This window comes from Vibrio sp. 1-Bac 57 (assembly GCF_037546855.1).
In the GTDB taxonomy this organism is placed as follows: Bacteria; Pseudomonadota; Gammaproteobacteria; order Enterobacterales; family Psychromonadaceae; genus Psychromonas.
Genome location: NZ_JALAAC010000006.1, coordinates 33,435 through 54,611, shown reverse-complemented (window position 1 = coordinate 54,611; position 21,177 = coordinate 33,435). Strand labels below are relative to the sequence as shown.

The window sequence follows — 21,177 nt, the reverse complement described above, 5'->3', positions numbered from 1 at the left end:
TTTGTCATCATCACGTTGGTTATAGTTACGTCGGTTATAAGTCCTAGATTCGCATAATAAGTACAATTTCTTATAGTTACGTTGGTTATAAGTTAATTGATTGGCTTATTCTTCGATGATTTTTTTTAACAGCATAATTAAACCAAGTACCGGAATGCCTATTAAGGCGGAGCCGACAAAGAAGTTAACATAACCAAAACTATCTACATAGACCCCAGAAAAACCGGCAATAAATTTCGGGAATAACAACATCATTGAACTAAATAATGCGTATTGAGTAGCAGAGAATTCAATATTTGTTAGTTTAGAAATATAAGTGATAAAGGCTGTGGTCGCGATGCCTGCACTAATATTGTCCATGGAGATGATCAGCGTTAATAACGTTAAATCTTTTCCTACAAAAGCTAAAATGGCAAAGATAAAATTAGTTACAACAACTAAAAATGCGCCTAAAAATAGGATCGTATAGGTGCTATAACGTGTTAATAATATGCCGCCTAATCCTGCGCCAAGCAGAGTCATTATTACCCCAAATACCTTAGAAATGGCTGCTACTTCCCCTTTGCTATAGCCCATATCAACATAAAAAGGGTTAGCCATAATGCCCATTACAATATCAGAAATACGATAGCTACCTATCAGCAATAATATTAATAAAGCATGCTTGCCATAGCGTTTAAAAAAGTCTGAAAAAGGCGCGACTATTGCGATTTCTAACCATGCCCTAAAACGTGCGATAGGGGTTAAATGTACTTTTGTATGTGGCTGTAAAGTACTTTTATATTCAGGTTCTTGGGCAATAAATGTAGTAATAATCCCTACGCTCATACAAGCCGCCATTACAAAGTATGATGTTGACCATGCCGATAATTGGTAAGCCTGTGAGTCGCTGACTAATGCTGCAATAGCTAAAGAACCTGCTCCAGCCATGATCATTGCTAGTCGATATCCTGTCATGTAGGCAGCTGCCATAGCGGCTTGAAACTTTTCTGGTGCAGATTCGATACGAAAAGCGTCAATGACGATATCCTGCGTCGCTGAACTGTAAGCAACGACTAAAGCACAAATAGCAAATAAGGTGAGATTTTGCTGAGGATCGCTCATTGCCATGCCAATAATTGCAGCGGTAATGGCTAGTTGAGATAGTAATAACCATGAACGTCGTCGTCCAAGCCAAGCGGTTAACATTGGAATAGATAAACGGTCCACAAACGGTGACCAGATCCATTTAAACGCGTAAGCCAAGGCTATCCAACTAAAAAAGCCAATACTAGCGCGACTTACTCCGGCTTCTCGTAACCAAAAGGACAAAGTTGAAAAAACTAATAGGATGGGAAGGCCTGCAGAAAAGCCAAGAAAAAATAAAATAGCAACTCGCTTTTGTAGATAAATTTTGCTGCTTTCTAGCCATGTTGGTTTATCGGTGGGCGATGTTGTTTTTATTATCATTTATTAACCTAGTTACGTATTAATTGATACGCATTAATCTATATGCATCAGATGCATAAAAGAAATTAGTTTAAGACTGTAGGCTAACCGTCTAGATCAATTAGACGGTTTTTAGATTCGCTTGTCTTCTTTTTGAATCAAAACAGTAGTTAATCGAAACAGTGATGAATGAAATCAGCGATTCTTATAATCTGTCATTGTTCGCAGTTAAATTAATGGTTAAATTGATGCCCGATCAGCTCAAAACGCCATCCGCTTAACAGTTTTGGTTTAGGTGCTGTTAAACGCTGTTGATCATTTAATTTCCAAGACCAACTTAAATACTCATTAATGACACGTTTAGACGCAATTAATTCAACTGGTAGCTCATTTTTTTCTGCGCAGGCTTTAATTTTATCACGCATCTCTTTTAAGGTTTTTTTGTATTCAGGAAAATCAATTAAACGAGAAATAAGGGGCGGATAGGTTTCAGGATCTTGCGTGGACACTTCTGCGATAACGGATAAAATATTTTGCCCGTGAATACGAATTTCATTAGGTAATAAGTTTAAGCGTTTTAAATCGTTGACTGAAGCTGGCTGATAATAAGCTAATAACCATAAATGTTCTGCTTTCACTACAAAGTTAAGCGCCAGATTACGCGCCTGTGCAGTTTGTAATCGCCATTTAGCTAATGCTTTAATGATGGCTAAGCTGTGTCTATCTAACTTAAACAGATTATCTAATGATTTATAAACTTTATCGGGGTCAATTGGTTTCATCTTTTGATCTAAAATCATTTGGCATTCTTGTTCAAAAAAATCGGTCATTTTCTTTTCTGCAAGTTGCGCTTGTAAAACAACTAAACTCGGCTCGAGATATAACACATCAGCGGCGGCATAATGTTGCTGCTTTTGGGTTAACGGTCGAGCACACCAATCGGTACGAGACTCTCCCTTATCTAATACAGCGCCATCTATTAATTCAACCATTTTGGCATAACCCAAGGACGCGCCGTGGTTCAAAAATGCGCAGGCTACCTGTGTATCAAACAACTTAATATTTAAGTCACCCTTTTGTTGCCTGATGATTTCTAAATCTTCACTACTGGCATGTAAAATACAGGCTTTATTATCTATCGCCTGCCAAAATGCACTGATATCTCCGATCGCGATAGGATCGATTAAGACGATCTTTTCATTTTGTGATACTTGTAATAGACCTAAATTGGCATAAAAAGTACGGGTGCGGACGAATTCAGTGTCTAAAGAAATAGGTGAGTTATCTAATGTGGCAACATACTCAGATAATTGTATTGGTGTAGTGATGATATCAAATTGCATCAACGATAAGCCTAATAGAGAGTTAATATGCCGCTATATTACGGAGTTTGTTATCTTTTTTCTATTGAAATATTGATTATATGATTTTCACTCGCCTCTATTTTTATGCATAAAATGTGTTAATTAGTGCATAAATATTTAATTGCTGCAGATAAAGTTATGTCACTATATTGTAGGATTGACCTTGATCAATTAGAATGATGCTTTACAAATGCGCCGCGATCTGCTTATTGATAATCATTCGCATTATCCAAATATGTTTAGGCCGGAAAAAGATTTTAAGTAATAGTGTGGTAAGGGAAACAATGACTAGAACAATGTATGAAAAAATCTGGGATGCGAACTTAGTTCATGAACCAGAAGCAGGCTCTCCGCTTTTGTTTGTTGACAGACATCTAATGCATGAAGTAACAAGTCCACAAGCGTTTGAAGGCCTTCGTCTGCAAAACCGTAAAGTACGTAACGTACATAGTATTCTAGGTACAATCGATCACTGTGTACCAACTAAAGACCGTTTTAATATTGTTGATGTTATTGCAAAAAAACAAGTTGAAACGATGACTGCTAACTGTGAAGAAAATGATATTAATCTTTACGGTATGGACAGTAAGCAAAACGGTGTTATTCACATCGTTGTGCCTGAGCATGGTTTCGTTCATCCTGGTATGGTTGTATGTTGTGGTGATAGCCATACAGCAACACACGGTGCATTTGGCGCGTTAGCGTTTGGTATCGGTACGAGTGAAGTTGAGCATGTAATGGCAACACAAACATTACAACAGAAAAAAGCAAAAACAATGCTAGTGAAAGTAGAAGGTAAATTACCTGCTTTCTCAACAGCAAAAGATATCGCATTAGCTATCATTGCTAAAACAGGTACTGCTGGCGGTACAGGTTACGTAATGGAATTCGCAGGTAATACCATTACCGACCTAACAATGGAAGGGCGAATGACGCTATGTAATATGGCGATTGAAGCGGGTGCACGTGCTGGTCTTGTTGCACCTGACCAAGTAACATTTGATTACCTTGAAGGCAAAGAGTTTGCACCTAAAGGCGAAGATTGGCCTGTAGCTGTTGAATACTGGAAATCATTGGTATCTGATCAAGGCGCAGAGTTTGATGCCGTTATTGAATTAAAAGCTGAAGATATTGCTCCACAAGTATCTTGGGGTACATCACCTGAGCAAGTTATTTCTGTAACAGGTGTGGTTCCTTCTCCATCTGATTTCACTAATGAAGTTAAATCACAAGCTTGTGCTAATGCGCTTAAATACATGGCATTAGATGCAGGCCAAAAAATTACTGATATCCACATCGATGTGGTATTTATCGGTTCTTGTACTAATGGTCGTATTGAAGATTTCCGTGCTGCTGCCGAATTACTGAAAGGTAAAAAAGTAGCTGCTGGTGTACAAGCGTTTGCAGTACCAGGTTCTTTCCCTGTTAAAGTACAGGCAGAAAAAGAAGGTCTTGATAAGATCTTTTTAGATGCAGGTTGGGAATGGCGTGATCCAGGTTGTTCAATGTGTCTAGCTATGAACGGTGATGAGCTTGAAGATGGACAACGTAGTGCATCTACTTCAAACCGTAATTTCGAAGGACGTCAAGGTAAAGGTGGACGTACTCACCTTGTTTCACCAGCAATGGCCGCTGCAGCATCAGTTGCAGGTCACTTTGTAGACATTCGAGATTGGAAATAGGGGCTAGATAATGCAACCATATATTAAACATACAAGTATCGCAGCGTTAATGGATCGTAGTAACGTCGATACGGATCAAATCATCCCAAAAAACTTCATGAAAAAAGTGGAGCGTACAGGTTTTGGTATTAACTTATTCCATAACTGGCGTTACCTTGCGGATAACATTACACCAAACCCAGAGTTTGAATTAAACAAACCAGCTTTCCAAGGCGCTAAAATACTAGTTGCTGGTGAAAACTTTGGTTGTGGTTCATCTCGTGAGCATGCGCCTTGGGCAATCGCTGACTATGGATTTAATACTGTTATATCAACTAGCTTTGCTGATATTTTTTATAGCAACTGTTTTAAAAATAGTATTTTACCGATTATCGTAACTGATGAGCAACTTGCTGCTTTAATGGCTGAAATTTCTGCTAATGAAGGTGTTGAATTCACAGTTGATCTAGAAGCACAAAAAGTAACAACACCAGGTGGTTTATCAATCTCTTTTGAAGTTGATGCATTCCGTAAAGAATCATTACTTGATGGTCTTGATGACATTGCTTGGACATTGAAGCATGAAGAACAAATTTCTGCGTACGAAAATGCACAGAAAAAACGTCTTCCATGGTTATGGCCTAGCGCTTAATCAGTAAAATTTAAGCTATTGAAAAATAGTTTAAAAACAGAATCAAAGGCGCACTGGTTGCGCCTTTTTTATCGAAAACTTATTGCAGTGAAGACTGAATGTACTGACTGCAATAAGTTTTTTCTTAAGATCTCAAGTGGAGTAAACAATGACTCAAGATAATGTCACTGTACAGTTGATGGATACAACATTACGCGATGGAGAACAAACGCAAGCGGTTTCGTTTTCTCCTGCAGAAAAAGTTAGCCTAGCGAAAGCACTATTACAGAAGCTTAAAATTGATCGTATCGAAGTTGCATCAGCACGTGTTTCTGAAGGAGAAAAAGAAGCGGTAAGCAAGTTGAACACTTGGGCTGCAAAAGAAGGGTTAGTGGAGCGCATTGAAGTATTAGGATTTGTGGATCACACCTTAAGTGTTGATTGGATCAAAGATACTGGTGGCAAAGTACTTAATTTGTTAGCTAAAGGCAGTTTGAAACATTGTACTGAGCAATTAAAAAAATCCTTAGATGAACATGTTGCAGATGTTAAACAAACAATAAGTTATGCACTTGAGCAAGGTCTAAAAGTTAATATTTATTTAGAAGATTGGTCAAATGGTTACCAAGATAGCCCTCAATATGTCTATGAAATGGTCACTCAACTAGCCGATACCGGTATTGATCATTTTATGTTACCCGATACTTTAGGAGTAATGTCTCCCGATGAAGTGTTCGCCAGCTTAAGTGATATGGTGACTCGTTTCCCTAAATTGCAATTTGATTTCCATCCACATAATGATTACGGCTTGGCTACGGCGAATGCTATGTACGCGGTTAAAGCAGGGGTTTCTTCTATCCATTGTACGATGAACTGTTTAGGTGAACGTGCTGGAAATGCATCGTTAACTGAAGTTGCTGTGGTGTTGAAAGATAAATTAGGTAAAAAAGTAAATATTGATGAATCGGAAATTCACAACCTAAGTAAATTAGTCGAAAATTTTTCAGGTAAGCGCATTGCCGATAATACGCCTATTGTCGGGGCCGATGTATTTACTCAAACCAGTGGTATTCATGCCGATGGTGACCGCAAAGGTGGCTTATATATTTCAGCGCTGACACCGGAACGTTTTGCGCGTTCACGTAGTTATGCACTAGGTAAAATGAGTGGCAAAGCCTCATTAGCAAAAAACTTAGAAGCAATGGATATTGAACTGGATGCGGATCAACAGAAAAAACTATTAAAACGAGTCGTGCGTTTAGGTGATCAAAAAGCGTCTATTACTGCTGATGATTTACCCTTTATTATTGCAGATTTATTAGAGCGTAACGATTACAACTACGTTGAGTTGTTAAACTGCTCAATAAATTCTGGACTAGATTTAGAGTCAACGGTAAGTATTAGAGTACGTGTTAAAGATAAAATCTATAAAAGCAGTGGTAGTGGTAATGGTGGTTTTGATGCCTTTATTAGTGCAATGACTAAAGTCTTAGATAACAGCGCCTTTGTGTTCCCTGAGCTGGTGGATTTTGAATTACGTATTCCTCCTGGTGGTAAAACTAGTGCATTCACTGAGTGTACCGTTACTTGGGCCGATGGCGATGAGCAATTTACTACACGTGGCGTGAACGCTAACCAAGTACTTGCCGGTATTGGCGCAACTATTCGTATGATAAATTTACGTATGCATGCTAACTAGTTAAAGTGTATACTCGCGCTTTACATAAAAATAAAAAATAATTTGCGGCACGAATATGAGATGCATGTTCATTGACTATTCATTTAATGTTCAGCGAGTTATTACAAAAGCCTTAATCTTTGATTAGGGCTTTTGTTTTTTGGCTAATATACTATTAGCAGATGAATAATGATTGAAAGATAAGAGGAAAGACAATGAGAGTATGTGGTGTTGAATTAACAGGTAACGAAGCCGTTATTGCGATTATGCAGTTTAAAAACGGTCTTTACGACGTACCGCCTGTGCGTACAACAAAACTAACATTAAATGACCCTATTAATACTGAACCGTTAAAAAAGTTTCAGTTTGATTTTGCACAGTTAATGAAAGATTACCAAATTGATAAAGTGATCATTCGTGAACGTGCGTTAAAAGGTAAGTTTGCAGGTCATACTTTAAGCTTCAAAATTGAAGGTGCATTGCAATTAATGCGTGATGTAGAGGTACAAGTTATCTCATCTGACTATATCAAAAAAGGCCTTAAGCAAGCACAAAATACACCTACAGCGGTTGAATTAGGACTTAAGAAGTTCCAAGAGCAAGCAATGTTAACCGCATTTGGTTATTTGCAAAATAAATTAGGTTAATATTTATACCCGTTACTGCCATGCTCTGTTCTCTCTGAAGCTTGAGGTAGCGGAGTTGGTATTAACAAACAAGGTTAGATCATCATAATACAGCTATGATGAAATGAGTGGGTCATGTTCTACTAAAAATGACAGGGAGAAACCTGTGGATACAAATTTTGAAAGTTTTGTTGCGCAATTTAAAACACAACAACCAGTTTCATTGGCTGCGTTTTTTTATCAAGCAGAATTACATTTAATAACACAATTAAAAGATTATCTTGGTGTTGAACAATCAACCGACAGAAGCTTTTTTTCGTTAATTGAAGAAGCTAGAAAAACACATAATGCTGATACTAATAAACATTTTTGGAATGCATTAACCGCGTTTAATCAAGTTAACTTTAACCCAAGCAAACACAATACATTGCCTTGGTTACGTTACGTTAACATTATTGAATCTTTACAAGGTTATGCTGGTAGCCAACTATTTGCCTCAAAAAGCATTAAAATAAAACGCCAACATCGTTTGTTTTTTGCTTATATGCTAACTTGGGAACACCTACGTTATATTGCAGGTAATGATGACGATTACAGTCCTAGCAGTGAAGTATTAGCTTCATACTCAAATGCACATAGTGAAGACGATCATCAGCATGATGAAAATTGTCAGCACGATACATGTAGTGTTGATTAATATCAGTTAATATAAAAAGCCCTTTGTTTAAGTGAATTGAAGTGAGCACAAATAGTTGTTGTGGTTTTGCTTTTCACTGGGCTTTGTATTTTACTTTTGCAATCACAGCTTCTTAAATAAATAGACCATTTAAATGACAGAACAAACAAATCAAGCCGCTTGTCCGCTTTGTTTACAAACTAATGGATGCGATGTTGCAGCTAAGCAAGGCTGTTGGTGTAATGATTTAAGCGTACCACAGGAACTATTAAACCTATTGCCTGAAGCACTAAAAAATAAAAGCTGCATTTGTCGACAATGCATTGTCAGTTTTAATGAAAACCCCTCACTATTTTTGAAAAAATAAAGCCTTCCCTTTGATTACATGCTTTTTAAACTATGCTCGTTTTTCGTTAAAAGATTCAGTTTGTATTCTCCTAGATTCGCATAATAATATCGCTATCATTTAGAATATAAGTTTTTAGTCAAAGCCTTAATAGCTTCATACCTTAAAACCAGTCACACTAATTAACGGATCTATTTTGCTTGCTAAAACAACTTATCTCTTCGTTATAAGTTTTGTAAATAAAATAACCATTTACGAAATTTACGCCTTAAGTTACGTCATTTTTTCTGTACAAAATTTAGAACGTTTATTTAAAATAATTGATATAACATTATTTGCTACTGTTTTGTTTTTTCCTTTAGCAATTTTTATGTGATTTCAAATTAGTTACGCTATAATTCGCGCGCTTTGTTGTGCAATAAAAAAATCGCCATTATTTTATATCATGGCTATCGCTTCTTAAGCAGTGAGCTAATAAACTAGTGCACAATATCGCCGCATTATAGTAACTACAATGGAATTATTGAGAGAAAAATGTCGAAACGTGATTGTTATGAAGTATTAGGTGTCAGTAAAACTACATCTGAGAAAGAGATTAAAAAAGCCTATAAAAAATTAGCGATGAAATATCATCCTGATAGAAATCCAGATAACCCAGTTGCGCAAGAAAAATTCCGTGAAGTTAAAGCGGCCTATGAAATATTAAATGATCCAGAAAAACGTCAGCAGTATGATGATTTTGGGCATAGCGCCTTTGAAAATGGCCAAGCGCAAGGGCGAGGCGGTTTTGGGCAGGGCGGATTCGGGCAAGGTGGTGAATTCAATGATATGTTTGGGGATATGTTCGGACAACGCCAGCAGCGTCAAGAACGTTACCAACCTCAGCCACAGAAAGGTTCAGACATTATTTTACAAATCGACATGACCTTAGAAGAGTCGGTTGAAGGTTGTATTAAAGAAGTGCGTTTACCAAATACAACTGAACCTTTATTAGTCACAATGCCGGCGGGTATTAATGATAAACAACGAGTTCGTGTACCTGGTAAAGGTAACCCTGGCACATTAGGTGCTGGACGCGGTGATTTATTTGTTGAAGTCGTGTTATTAGCACATGATTTTTTCACTCGAAAAGGCGATGATCTTTACTGTGATTTAATCACTTCATTTCCGGTTGCAGCTGTAGGTGGAACCGCTAAGGCTTCAACCTTTAGTGGACATATTAATCTGAAAATACCTGCTGGAACGCAAATGGGACGTAAATTCAGAATTAAAGGCCGCGGTGTTAAATCCATGAATAGTGACCATATTGGTGATTTAATTTACACCGTTGTGATCCCAACGCCAACGGAATTAACAGATCATCAGCATAAGCTGCTAAGTGAATTAGCTGAGACAATGACTTAATACATTAACTTAGATTTGAGCAACAAGGCCCATACTATTTTATGAACTATCTATTACAGTTAATAAGAAAATATTGGATAGCACTATCGTTATTGTTAGTCGCGATAATAGCTTCACTATCATTATCTCCTTTACCCAGTTTACCGGGCGTACCGGGCAGTGATAAAACCCATCATTTTATTGCATACAGTGTTTTGGTTTTGCCATTAATGTTAAAAAAGCCGAATAATTGGGTGGTTGTTTTTATTTTATATGTACTGTTAAGTGGAAGCATTGAGTTAATACAGCCTTATGTTAATCGATATGGTGAATGGTTGGATATGGTGGCCAATATCGGTGGGTTAGTCTGTGGTTCAATCATTGCTTATTTTATTAATCGTTTTGCTAGTAAACAGTAAACATTTACAAACCTAGCGTTAATAGAATTTATATTTTGCCCTTAACCTGTTTTAAATCATTATTAAAATAAGTTAAGGGCATTATTGTAGGTTGCCATTTCAACGCTATACTATTTTATATTTCTAACATTTAATTAATTTTATGAAGGTCAATTTTGAATAAAAATCACTGTGTCGTTATCGCAATTGCAGGAGCTTCAGCTTCAGGGAAAAGTTTAATTGCACATACTATTTGTAATGAGCTTCGCCAAGAATTAGGCACCGATCAAATAGGCATCATTTCTGAAGATGCATATTATAAAGATCAATCTCACATGCCAATGGAAGAACGTGTACAAACTAATTACGATCACCCAAAAGCCTTTGACCATCAGTTATTAAGCCAGCATATAAAATTACTGCAAAATAACCAATCTGTTGAAATTCCCGTTTATAGTTACACCGAACATACACGTACCGATGAAGTGATTAACTTATCTCCTAAAAAAATTATTATCATTGAAGGTATTTTATTACTAACAGATTCAACATTACGCAACCAAATTGATGCTAGTATTTTTATCGATACACCATTAGATATTTGTTTAATGCGCCGTTTAACACGCGACATTATGGAGCGTGGAAGAACATTAGATTCAGTGATGTCACAATACAAAAAAACAGTAAGACCGATGTTTTTACAATTTATTGAACCATCAAAGCAACACGCCGATATCATCATTCCACGTGGTGGAAAAAATCGTATCGCAACGGATATATTAAAAACACGTATCAAATATTTATTGAATAAATAAGTTCATTTCCGCACTCAATAACCATTAAAAAACGCTTCTATTTTGAGGCGTTTTTTATTTTTAGTCACACACCATAAAGGCGTAAAATTCCATAGGGATAATACAGTTTGCAAGGTATAATATGCCCTATTTTTTTATTCAACAATTGCATGAGAGCGTCTATGTTCAGTTATTTTATCCCCACCGCGAAAGGGCTTGCGCCTTTATTAGAAGTAGAACTTAAAGAACTTGGTATTGAAAATACTAAGCAAATTGCTGGTGGTGTTAGCTTTGACGGTTCATTAGAGCAAGGTTACCAAGTGTGTTTATGGTCTCGTTTTGCATCTCGTGTTTTACTTAAATTAAGTGAATTCAAAGTGATCGACCCAATGGATTTATATCTTGGGTGTAGCAACATTCCTTGGGAATCACATTTTGATGTAGATAAAACATTCTCAATTGATTTCTCTGGTAGTAATGACGAAATTCGTAATACACAGTTTGGCGCATTAAAAATTAAAGATGCGATTGTGGATCGTTTTCGTAAAAAATTCGATGAACGTCCTAATGTTGAAAAACGCGATGCCGATATTCGTTTCAATGGTCGTTTATACAAAGATAAAGCCTCTATCTATATTGACCTTTCTGGCTCTCCATTGCATCTGCGTGGTTACCGTACTATCGCTGGTGAAGCTCCATTACGTGAAACCTTGGCGGCGGGTATTGTTAAACGCAGTGGCTGGGAAGGCGAAGCGTTATTAGATCCAATGTGTGGTTCAGGTACGCTTATTATTGAAGCTGCAATGATGTCGTTGAATATTGCGCCGGGTTCTTTACGTGAAACATTTGGTTTTGAGCATTGGAAAAAACACGATGCTGAAACGTGGAAAACATTAAAAACGACGGCTCAGGTTTATGCTAAACGTGCTGTTAAAGATTGCACTACACGTTTTTATGCCTCTGATTTAAGTAAAGATATGATTAGCATCGCACGCCAAAATGCACAACGTGCTGGGGTTGCAGAGTTAATTGAATTCTGCGTTCAAGATGCTAAAAAAGTATTACCACCGGAAGAGTTAAGCACCGGATTAGTCATTTCAAATCCACCATACGGTGAACGTTTAGGCGGGTTTAGTGACACCATTAGTTTGTATACAGAGTTAGGTCATCATTTTAAAGAAGCTTTTGCTGGTTGGAATCTGAGCATGTTTGCAATGGATACTGAACTACTGAGCTGTTTAGGAATGCGCGCAGCAAGAAGCTATAAGTTCTTTAATGGACCGATTGAATGTGTGCTTAAAAATTACCGAATCTCTCCTAAACGTGTTGTTGAAGGCGCGGCTATTGTTGAAGAAGCGGCTAAACCAGTTAAACAACCTAAACAAGGGAAGCAAGCAAAAGCTGCTGAAGTTGTTTATAAAGAATCAACGGATGATAATCCTTGGGGAACGATCACACCAACTCAAGAATTCCCGATGGCTGAAGAATCTGAATCTGAAATTGTATTTAAAGCAGTTAAGCAAATTAAGCCTGCTATCTATGCGGAAGACTTTGCTAACCGTTTATTAAAAAATATGAAACGTTTAGACAAATGGGCTAAACGCGAAGATATTCAATGTTACCGTTTATACGACGCAGATTTACCTGAATATAACGTAGCAATTGACCGTTATAACGAATATTTAATTATTCAAGAATACCGCGCTCCTAAAGAAATTGATGCACAGAAAGTACGTCGTCGTTTCTTAGATATCGTTTCAACTACGCGTTATTTATTAGATTTAACCGATGACCAATTAATCATCAAAGTGCGTGAGCGTCAAAAAGGACGCCAACAATATGAAAAACTAGATAGTAAAAAACAACGTTTAGTGGTGCAAGAAGGGCCTGCAAAACTGATTGTAAATTTACAAGATTATTTAGATACTGGTCTGTTTTTGGATCACCGTCCAACACGTTTACGTATTGGTAATATGGCCAAGGGCAAAGACTTCTTAAATCTATTTTGTTACACCGCAACCGCTTCTGTTCATGCTGCATTAGGTGGCGCTAAATCAACAACCAGTGTTGATATGTCTAACACTTACCTAAATTGGGGCCAAGAGAATTTTACTGAAAATGGCATTCAAGGTAAGCATGAATTTATTCAACAGGATTGTATTAAATGGTTACAACATGCACATGAAATGTATGACCTTATTTTTATTGATCCACCTACCTTCTCAAACTCTAAACGTATGAGTGATGTGTTTGATGTTCAAGATGACCATGTTGCGTTATTAACCTCAGCGAGTGAGCGTGTTAATCCAAACGGGGAGATTATTTTCTCGAATAACAAACGCGGGTTTAAACTTGACCTTGAAGCGATCAAAGCACTTGGTTTTTATGTTAAAGATATTAGTAAAGCATCGATCCCTGAAGATTTTAAAGGTAATGATAAAATCCATCAGTGTTGGTTACTGACTAAGCATAGTTAACAAATTATAAGTAATAGACAATTAAAAATGAGTTTACCTGTTTTATATCATACCGATGGTTGCCATCTTTGTGAGCAAGCAATGGCATTGTTAGTACAATGCCAAGTTGACTATGTGTTAGTCGATATCATTAGCGAGCAACACTTGGTAGATTCATTTGGTATTCGTATTCCAGTATTAGAAAATGCAAAAGGCCAACATCTTGATTGGCCTTTTACGTTATCTCAAATCGAACAATTCTTATCACCTAATAAAGAGTGAATAACCGTGGCATTATTAACATTACATAACGCAGAACTGGCTTTTGGCGGTGGTGCATTATTAAATAAATCAAATTTAGTTATTGAACCAAACGAGCGAGTTTGTTTAGTAGGAAGAAACGGTGCGGGTAAATCGACACTGTTAAAAGTCCTTGATGGTCGTATTCAATTAGACGATGGTTCGTTATTAATAAATAACGATGTGAAAATCGCACGTCTTGAGCAAGATCCACCAACGGCAAGCACCATGAGTGCCTATGACTTTGTTGCATCAGGCATGGAAAATGCGGGTGTGGTGTTGAGTCAATACCATGAACAATTGCATATCATTGCTGAAGATTGCAGTGAAAAAGCGATGAATAAATTACAACGCTTACAGGAACAAATTGACCAACTTAATGCGTGGCAATTAGATTCGAAAATCAACCAAATCTTAGACCGTTTGGCCATTGATCCTGAAATTACATTGGATCAATTATCCGGTGGTTGGTTACGTAAAGTCGCACTGGCTAAAGCGTTAGTGAATGACCCTGATTTATTATTATTGGATGAACCGACTAACCATTTAGATGTTGGGACTATTGAATGGCTTGAGCAATTTTTAATGTCATTCCAAGGCTCTATTGTTTTTATCAGTCATGACCGTGAATTTATTCGTCGTTTAGCAACCCGTATTGTTGATATTGACCGTGGTAAGTTAAGCTCATGGCCTGGTGGTTATGAAGATTACTTAATTGCTAAAGAAGAAGCATTACGTGTTGAAGATGAACAAAATGCAGAATTTGATCGTAAATTAGCCATTGAAGAAACCTGGATCCGTCAAGGTATTAAAGCGCGTCGAACTCGTAATGAAGGGCGTGTACGTGCTTTAAAATCTTTACGACAAGAGCGTTCAGAGCGAACGAATGTACAAGGCAAAGCCAAAATTATTGTCGATGAAGCCGCACGTTCAGGTAAAATTATCTTTGAAACTGAAGGCTTAACTTACAGTTACGATGATTTACGTATTGTGCGTGACTTTTCAACCACGATCATGCGTGGTGATAAAATTGCATTAGTGGGCCGAAATGGCTGTGGTAAAAGTACATTACTTAAATTGTTACTGGGTAATCTTGAACCTGATCAAGGTACGGTAAAATGTGGTACTAAATTAGAAGTTGCTTATTTTGACCAATACCGCGATGCATTAGATCCTGAAAAAACCGTGGTTGATAACCTGGCAGAAGGTAAACAAGAAGTAGAAATCAATGGTAATAAACGCCATGTTTTAGGTTACCTACAAGACTTCTTGTTCCACCCTGATCGCGCACGTACTCCGGTTAAAGCATTATCAGGTGGAGAGAAAAACCGTCTTTTATTAGCCAAAATATTCTTAAAACCAAGTAATTTCTTGATCTTAGATGAACCGACCAATGATCTTGATGTCGAAACGCTGGAGTTATTAGAAGAGTTATTAGCAAATTATCAAGGCACCTTATTATTAGTGAGCCATGACCGTAGTTTTGTTGATAACACAGTAACACACACTTGGTTCTTTGATGGCAATGGTAATATTCAACAATTTGTTGGTGGTTACAGTGATGCTGTGCGTCATAAAGCGCAAAGTGAAGCGTCGGTGGCTAACGATAAAGGCAGTAACGTTAAAGACAATAGCTTTAAAGGCAATAACGTTAAAGAAAAAAAATCAACACAGGCTGTTGAAAAAACGGTGTCTAAAGCGCCTGCTAAAAAGAAAAAATTGTCATATAAAATTCAACTTGAATTAGACGGTTTACCAGCTTTACTAGAACAATTAGAAGAGCAAGTAGGCACATTACAAGAAACCATTAATACGCCTGAGTTTTTTACTAAAGATAAAAAAGAAGCCGACCAATTCTTAGCGCTATTGGCTGAAACGGAAGAGAAGCTAGACACCGCTTTTGCACGTTGGGAAGAATTGGACGAGTTACAAAACGGAGAGTAATGTTTACATGAAATACACAAAAAGTATCTCAATTATCGCCCTGTTATCTGCAAGCAGTGCCTGGGCCGCGACGACAACACCTTATTATAGTGTTGAAATATTATCTGTTGATACAGACGGCAGTATTATAGGCCCATTCCCGTCAGCTATTACTGAAGAAGGCAGTTTATTTGCAGCTTACGCTTTCAAAGCGCAACTAGATCAAGATATCGACTTAGGATTGCCTTTTACCTTTAATCAAACCTGTTTTTATGATGATGATATTTGTGATTTTGCATTTGAAGGTAGTGAAAGTAGTGCGGATTTAAGTTTTGAAAATGGTTATCAAGCTTGGCGTAATGCAATGTTTGATATTGATGCTGGTAATGCTGATCCAAGTAGTTATTTCTTCGGTGCAACCAGTAATATTAATATCGAAGGTTTTGGCAGCGATACCGATGTTAAAGTAACAGATGTTGTAGATTCTAGTTTATTAAGTGGCAGTTTTGCTGTCGGATATGGCTCTGCGCCTTACGCATCAGATGCAACACGTGACTTTGTGCGTCGTGGTTTTATCACTGATGCGAGTACCAGCACAGCATCGGTTTCATTAATGCCTGACTTTGATACAGATGGTGGTTTTACTAGTGCTTATAAAATGCGTGATGTGACTTATGGCACGGCCTCTAAGCAAATCACTAAAACGCTAATTATAGGTAGCAGCAGTAAGTCTTTATCTGGCGGTGATGATGATACTGATAATTTTGACCTTTGTTATAGCAGCGGTGATATCGATGAGGTTGATACTCTCAATGACCTTGTTTATTGCCCTGGTTTTGATACACAAGCTTGGGCTTGGGAATACACCGGGACTGAAACTGAAATAACAGGTTTTGCTCTGGCAACAAAATGGTTAGATGATAATACAACAAACGAAGGCAGTAACGCGACATACAGTGCAGCGGCGTTAGACATTAACAGTGCTGGGATTGCGGTCGGTGTTTCATCATATGAATACTCAGATAGTGATGTAGGTGCGCGTCAACGTGCGATTATCATGACTCCTAGTGACGACGGTGTTTATGGGGAACCAACAGCAATAACATCAGCAACAGATGAAAGTTATGATGGTAGTGGTGATTATGACGATGATGATACTTACTATAGCTCATGGGCTCAAACGATTACCGACGATAATATCGTAATGGGTAATCGACAATACTCATCATCTACAAACGTAAATAAACCTATAGAAATGTTTATTTATGATATCGACAATAAAAGTATTGACGAGCCATTGGAAAATAAAAAAGTATTATCAACTAAACAACGTTTAGCTGGCGACAGTGCTTCTAAAGTCGGAGCGAATAGCCAGGGTTATGATATGAATAACAAGGGGCTGATTGTCGGTAAAGCCGATGCCTATGACCAAACGGCTCCTGTTTCAGGTGGTAATTCTCGCACACAAAGTGCATTTTTATATGATAAAACCAGCGGTGATAGTTGGTTCTTAGAAGATTTGCTGTGCAGCGCGGATGCTGATGGTGTGGTTACACATCCGTTAATTCGTTTACAAAGTGCAACGGCGATTAATGATAACGGCGTGATTTTGGCTCAAGGTTATCAATACGACAGTATTGACGACTATACCAATAAAACTAATGCATCACAGATAATGGTGAAATTAACACCTGACTTAACTTCAGAGCCTGATAACAGCCCAAACTGTTGGGAATCTGAAGCGTTGGTTGATAGTGAGACTTCTTACGAGCGCAGCGGTGGTGCAAGTTTTTGGTTATGGATATTTGCTTTACCGTTAATATTAATACGCAGACTTAGCGTTAATAAAAAATAATTTAAGATAGTTAACGTTATGATTTAAAGGGCTTATTACTTAAATGTAATAAGCCTTTTTTGTTTCTACCCATAAAACAATGAATAAAAAATGAATAAAATAATTCACTTGTAATCAAAGTGTCACATTAAAGCTGCATATTAAGCAACATCGCTACGAAGCGTAATGAATATTTTGTTAAATAATTAATGAAATACAAATCATAAAAATTAACTTAGTAGAAAATGGAGTTTTGAATGAAACTTAAAATGTTAGCAGCAGCGGTTACTTTAGGTACTGCGTCATTAATTTCAACGCCTGTTCTTGCAGCAGATCATGTTTTGCCAACTTACACTAAAGTAAGCGGTATTTCTGGTAACCTTTCATCTGTTGGTTCTGACACATTAGCAAACATGATGACATTTTGGGCTGAAGAATTTAAACGCCAATACCCAAATATTAACATTCAAATTCAAGCTGCAGGCTCTTCAACAGCGCCGCCATCTCTTACAGAAGGTACTTCTCAGTTCGGTCCAATGAGCCGTAAAATGAAGTCTAAAGAAATAGAAGCATTCGAGAAGCGTTACGGTTACAAGCCAACTCAAGTTCGTGTTGCAATCGATGCACTGGCAGTATTTGTTAATAAAGATAACCCAATTAAAGGTTTGTCAATCAAACAGGTTGATGCGATTTTCTCCTCTACACAAAAATGTGGTAATGACAAAAATGCAACTCGCTGGGCTGATATTGGCCTAGAAGGTAGTTGGTCTGGTAAAGATATTCAATTATTTGGACGTAACTCTGTATCTGGAACTTACGGTTACTTTAAGTCAAAAGCATTATGTAAAGGTGACTTTAAAAACTCTGTTAATGAGCAGCCTGGTTCAGCATCAGTTGTTCAATCTGTTGCTTCTTCTTTAAATTCTATCGGTTACTCTGGTATTGGTTATAAAGTAGCAGGTGTTAAAGCCGTAGCTTTATCTAAGAAAGGCGGCCCATTTGTTGAAGCGAGCATGGAAAATGCAATCAGTGGTAAATACCCACTATCTCGTTTCCTATACGTTTATGTTAACAAGCACCCAAACAAACCACTTTCACCGCTACAAGCTGAGTTCATTAAGCTAATGTTATCTGAGCAGGGCCAAGGCATAGTGAAAAAAGATGGTTATATTCCACTGCCTGTTGCAGTAGTAGAAAAAGAGCTAGCTAAACTAGGGCTTTAATTCCTCAGTAGAGTTCCTAGTAAAGAAAGTAATAAAAAAACAGCGCTTTTTAGCGCTGTTTTTGTTTCTGCTGTAAAAGCGTTATTCAGGCGATACAACCATTAACATTGAAGACGCAAAAATCAATAAGCTGTAGGGGGAAACGGATGTTAGGAATATGATCTTGAGTCGCTCATCATAGAGGTGTCTCAAAATTTTTTAAAGCATCGCGCTCATGCTCATCAATATCTTCTTCTGAGTAAGGTAAAACAAGCTCTTAAGATAATGTTAATAACAGGTATTATCAAACTAGTTCGATTAAAGACAAGCGATCCATATTGATTAAAATTATGCACGCAACTAGCTCCATTTCTATCAACTAGCTCCATTTCTATCAACTAGCTCCATTTCTATCAACTAGCTCCATTTCTATCAACTACCTCCATTTCTATTAAGAAACACAGCTCCACGAGAACGCTAAAACATTTCCCTCTAATTTAATAAAGATAACAATTAATAATATTTAAAGAATTTCATAATTTCAGTACTTATTTTAAAAATAATAACTCAGTTTAACTTCTATTTTTTTATGAATTATTGAGAAATACAAGATGAAAGAGTAAGATCCAATTTTATCGTTAGAGCCTATAAGTGAGCACATCTTGTTTTCTGCATTAAAAAAATCTATTTCGAGCAAACCGACACTTTTTGATATTCAAGCAAATGTATTAGCGGGGTTAGCCGTAGGCGTTATTGCCTTGCCTCTCTCTATGGCATTAGCTATTGCCAGTGGTGTCCCCCCCCAACATGGATTATATACCGCTATTATTTCCGGTCTTTTTATTGCTGTTTGTGGCGGCTCAAAAGTAAATATATCAGGACCTACAGCCGCCTTTGTGGTTGTCTTGTTACCAATTGTTCATCAATTTGGAATCGGGGGATTGTTGATCAGTGGATTTATGGCGGGTATCTTTTTAATTTTGATGGGGGTCGGTAAGCTTGGAAAGCTTATTGAGATTGTTCCCTACCCGGTTATTATTGGATTTACAGCGGGTATTGGTGTTGTTATAGGCACATTACAAATAAAAGATTTTTTAGGGCTGAGCATTGCGACATTTGAAGGGGATTATCTTGAAAAACTCTCTTTAATTATCTATTCATTGCCAACGATCAATTTTCAAGAATTTTTCATCGGTGGGCTTACCATTGCCATTTTATTGTTGTGGCCTCGAGTACACTCAAAAGTACCAGGGCATCTGATTGCACTGCTTGTTGGCTCTATTACTGCTTGGGGGTTCCAATACTTTTATGCGGACTTTTCCGTTGCTACTATTGGCAGTCGATTTCACTATGATATAAACGGCATAACCGGTGATGGTATTCCTGCTATTTTACCTGCTTTTGAATGGCCATGGAATTTACCAAATGCAGATGGTCAGCCAATTGGCATCAGCTTTGACCTTATCAAAATGCTTTTACCTGCCGCGATCACTATTGCGATATTAGGTTCGCTTGAGTCTTTGTTATGTGCAGTAGTCGCTGACGGGATGTCTGGCAAGAAACATAACCCCAATGATGAACTTATCGGTCAAGGTATTGGTAACATGATTGCGCCATTATTTGGTGGTATTCCAGCAACCGCTGCAATAGCTCGTACGGCGGCAAATATCAAAGCAGGCGGTACGATCCCTCTTGCTGCTGTCGTTCATGGTTTATTTATTCTTGGCTCAATACTCGCATTGACACCTTTGTTAGCTTATATCCCCATGGCATCGATGGCGGCATTATTATTAGTGGTTGCATGGAATATGAGTGAAGCGAAACATTTCATCCGTACGGTTAAAGTTGCACCTAAAGACGATGTTATTGTACTTATTTTATGTTTTGTTCTGACGGTACTTTTTGATATGACCATTGCAGTGGCCGTTGGAATTGGTTTAGCTGCGATGTTGTTTATTCGCCGAAGTATTACTCTGACAGATACCTCGCGAGTCGAGAAAAATCATGAAGTTTATGATGATCTCTCTGACAGCATTGTTATCTATGATATTAACGGTTCATTATTTTTTGGGTCAGCGCAAAAAGCGTTGCAAAGTATTTCAATTGTCACACCAAATCTTCGTGTCATCATACTCGATATGTCCGAAGTCACTATGCTGGATATGAGTGCGATTATTGCTATTGAATCGATTAAAGAAAGTCTTGATAAACAGCAGATAGGCTTAGTGATTAATAATCTACAGCCGCGTATGGTGTTGAAATTACGACGTGCAGGTATTCGCTTTAAACCACGTAAATTACAATTCTCTCGAACACTTAAAGATGGGATTGCAATTGCACGTAATATGCATTGATACAGGTAACAACCGATTTAAATCTTATGACAAGTAAATGCTGCCTATCGGCTGAGCCTTTGTATCAATATCCCGAAATCAAGGTATGTTGTTCGGCTTGATAGGGTGGCATGGGTATAATAG

Annotated in this window: 17 protein-coding genes; 15 read left to right on the top strand and 2 right to left on the bottom strand. The window is 37.5% G+C overall.

Going from position 1 to position 21,177, the window contains the following annotated elements; translation table 11 throughout:
• Nucleotides 1-105: 105 nt before the first annotated feature.
• Together MT391_RS05530 and rnd are read right to left on the bottom strand one after the other, a co-directional pair.
• Complete coding sequence (locus MT391_RS05530; RefSeq protein ID WP_499442780.1) at nucleotides 106-1,449, bottom strand: AmpG family muropeptide MFS transporter; 1,344 nt, start codon at nucleotides 1,447-1,449, stop codon at nucleotides 106-108.
• A 212-nt stretch (nucleotides 1,450-1,661) separates the two neighbouring features.
• Nucleotides 1,662-2,771 carry a ribonuclease D gene (gene rnd / locus MT391_RS05525; RefSeq protein ID WP_499497169.1) on the bottom strand — a complete coding sequence of 370 codons (1,110 nt, stop codon included), beginning with the start codon at nucleotides 2,769-2,771 and terminating at the stop codon, nucleotides 1,662-1,664.
• A 305-nt stretch (nucleotides 2,772-3,076) separates the two neighbouring features.
• Here rnd and leuC point away from each other — a divergent pair, with 305 nt between their 5' ends.
• The 15 genes from leuC to dauA all read left to right on the top strand — a co-directional run bounded on the left by leuC (nucleotide 3,077) and on the right by dauA (nucleotide 21,054).
• The gene (gene leuC, locus MT391_RS05520; protein WP_037072059.1) at nucleotides 3,077-4,474 is read left to right on the top strand and encodes a 3-isopropylmalate dehydratase large subunit; all 1,398 of its coding nucleotides are present in this window, start codon (nucleotides 3,077-3,079) and stop codon (nucleotides 4,472-4,474) included.
• 10 nt (nucleotides 4,475-4,484) lie between these two features.
• Entirely contained in the window at nucleotides 4,485-5,105 is a 621-nt protein-coding gene (gene leuD, locus MT391_RS05515; protein ID WP_166371849.1) for a 3-isopropylmalate dehydratase small subunit, read from the top strand.
• A 148-nt stretch (nucleotides 5,106-5,253) separates the two neighbouring features.
• Nucleotides 5,254-6,783 carry a hydroxymethylglutaryl-CoA lyase-like TIM-barrel protein gene (locus tag MT391_RS05510; RefSeq protein ID WP_499442777.1) on the top strand — a complete coding sequence of 510 codons (1,530 nt, stop codon included), beginning with the start codon at nucleotides 5,254-5,256 and terminating at the stop codon, nucleotides 6,781-6,783.
• A 194-nt stretch (nucleotides 6,784-6,977) separates the two neighbouring features.
• Nucleotides 6,978-7,409, top strand: a complete 432-nt coding sequence (locus MT391_RS05505) for a DUF3010 family protein (protein ID WP_028869829.1) — start codon at nucleotides 6,978-6,980, stop codon at nucleotides 7,407-7,409.
• Between the two features lie 145 nt (nucleotides 7,410-7,554).
• Nucleotides 7,555-8,085, top strand: coding sequence for a hypothetical protein (locus tag MT391_RS05500; protein ID WP_499497168.1), 531 nt, complete (start codon nucleotides 7,555-7,557; stop codon nucleotides 8,083-8,085).
• Between the two features lie 133 nt (nucleotides 8,086-8,218).
• On the top strand, nucleotides 8,219-8,431 hold the full coding sequence (locus tag MT391_RS05495) for a cysteine-rich CWC family protein (protein ID WP_499497167.1): 213 nt from the start codon (nucleotides 8,219-8,221) through the stop codon (nucleotides 8,429-8,431).
• 513 nt (nucleotides 8,432-8,944) lie between these two features.
• Nucleotides 8,945-9,814 (top strand): DnaJ C-terminal domain-containing protein, encoded by an 870-nt coding sequence (locus MT391_RS05490; protein WP_499497166.1) that lies wholly within the window; start codon nucleotides 8,945-8,947, stop codon nucleotides 9,812-9,814.
• A gap of 41 nt (nucleotides 9,815-9,855) precedes the next feature.
• Nucleotides 9,856-10,212 carry a VanZ family protein gene (locus tag MT391_RS05485; protein ID WP_499497165.1) on the top strand — a complete coding sequence of 119 codons (357 nt, stop codon included), beginning with the start codon at nucleotides 9,856-9,858 and terminating at the stop codon, nucleotides 10,210-10,212.
• A 152-nt stretch (nucleotides 10,213-10,364) separates the two neighbouring features.
• Nucleotides 10,365-11,006 (top strand): uridine kinase, encoded by a 642-nt coding sequence (gene udk / locus MT391_RS05480; protein ID WP_499442792.1) that lies wholly within the window; start codon nucleotides 10,365-10,367, stop codon nucleotides 11,004-11,006.
• Nucleotides 11,007-11,167: 161 nt separating this feature from the next.
• Nucleotides 11,168-13,462 carry a bifunctional 23S rRNA (guanine(2069)-N(7))-methyltransferase RlmK/23S rRNA (guanine(2445)-N(2))-methyltransferase RlmL gene (gene rlmKL, locus MT391_RS05475; RefSeq protein ID WP_499497164.1) on the top strand — a complete coding sequence of 765 codons (2,295 nt, stop codon included), beginning with the start codon at nucleotides 11,168-11,170 and terminating at the stop codon, nucleotides 13,460-13,462.
• Nucleotides 13,463-13,489: 27 nt separating this feature from the next.
• Nucleotides 13,490-13,723 carry a glutaredoxin family protein gene (locus MT391_RS05470; RefSeq protein WP_499497163.1) on the top strand — a complete coding sequence of 78 codons (234 nt, stop codon included), beginning with the start codon at nucleotides 13,490-13,492 and terminating at the stop codon, nucleotides 13,721-13,723.
• Between the two features lie 6 nt (nucleotides 13,724-13,729).
• Entirely contained in the window at nucleotides 13,730-15,685 is a 1,956-nt protein-coding gene (uup, locus tag MT391_RS05465) for an ATP-binding cassette ATPase Uup (protein WP_499497162.1), read from the top strand.
• 7 nt (nucleotides 15,686-15,692) lie between these two features.
• Entirely contained in the window at nucleotides 15,693-17,519 is a 1,827-nt protein-coding gene (locus tag MT391_RS05460) for a DUF3466 family protein (protein WP_499497161.1), read from the top strand.
• Between the two features lie 236 nt (nucleotides 17,520-17,755).
• Nucleotides 17,756-18,721 carry a PstS family phosphate ABC transporter substrate-binding protein gene (locus tag MT391_RS05455; RefSeq protein WP_499497160.1) on the top strand — a complete coding sequence of 322 codons (966 nt, stop codon included), beginning with the start codon at nucleotides 17,756-17,758 and terminating at the stop codon, nucleotides 18,719-18,721.
• A 641-nt stretch (nucleotides 18,722-19,362) separates the two neighbouring features.
• On the top strand, nucleotides 19,363-21,054 hold the full coding sequence (dauA, locus tag MT391_RS05450) for a C4-dicarboxylic acid transporter DauA (protein WP_166371837.1): 1,692 nt from the start codon (nucleotides 19,363-19,365) through the stop codon (nucleotides 21,052-21,054).
• The last annotated feature ends 123 nt before the right edge of the window (nucleotides 21,055-21,177 follow it).

What these genes read in the sequence shown, in the direction of transcription:
- rnd (WP_499497169.1), bottom strand. Translation starts at nt 2,771, where the DNA reads ATGCAATTTGATATCATCACTACACCAATACAATTATCTGAGTATGTT.
- MT391_RS05510 (WP_499442777.1), top strand. Translation starts at nt 5,254, where the DNA reads ATGACTCAAGATAATGTCACTGTACAGTTGATGGATACAACATTACGC.
- MT391_RS05455 (WP_499497160.1), top strand. Translation starts at nt 17,756, where the DNA reads ATGAAACTTAAAATGTTAGCAGCAGCGGTTACTTTAGGTACTGCGTCA.
- rlmKL (WP_499497164.1), top strand. Translation starts at nt 11,168, where the DNA reads ATGTTCAGTTATTTTATCCCCACCGCGAAAGGGCTTGCGCCTTTATTA.
- MT391_RS05460 (WP_499497161.1), top strand. Translation starts at nt 15,693, where the DNA reads ATGAAATACACAAAAAGTATCTCAATTATCGCCCTGTTATCTGCAAGC.
- leuD (WP_166371849.1), top strand. Translation starts at nt 4,485, where the DNA reads ATGCAACCATATATTAAACATACAAGTATCGCAGCGTTAATGGATCGT.
- MT391_RS05505 (WP_028869829.1), top strand. Translation starts at nt 6,978, where the DNA reads ATGAGAGTATGTGGTGTTGAATTAACAGGTAACGAAGCCGTTATTGCG.
- MT391_RS05490 (WP_499497166.1), top strand. Translation starts at nt 8,945, where the DNA reads ATGTCGAAACGTGATTGTTATGAAGTATTAGGTGTCAGTAAAACTACA.
- MT391_RS05530 (WP_499442780.1), bottom strand. Translation starts at nt 1,449, where the DNA reads ATGATAATAAAAACAACATCGCCCACCGATAAACCAACATGGCTAGAA.
- MT391_RS05485 (WP_499497165.1), top strand. Translation starts at nt 9,856, where the DNA reads ATGAACTATCTATTACAGTTAATAAGAAAATATTGGATAGCACTATCG.
- MT391_RS05495 (WP_499497167.1), top strand. Translation starts at nt 8,219, where the DNA reads ATGACAGAACAAACAAATCAAGCCGCTTGTCCGCTTTGTTTACAAACT.
- MT391_RS05470 (WP_499497163.1), top strand. Translation starts at nt 13,490, where the DNA reads ATGAGTTTACCTGTTTTATATCATACCGATGGTTGCCATCTTTGTGAG.
- leuC (WP_037072059.1), top strand. Translation starts at nt 3,077, where the DNA reads ATGACTAGAACAATGTATGAAAAAATCTGGGATGCGAACTTAGTTCAT.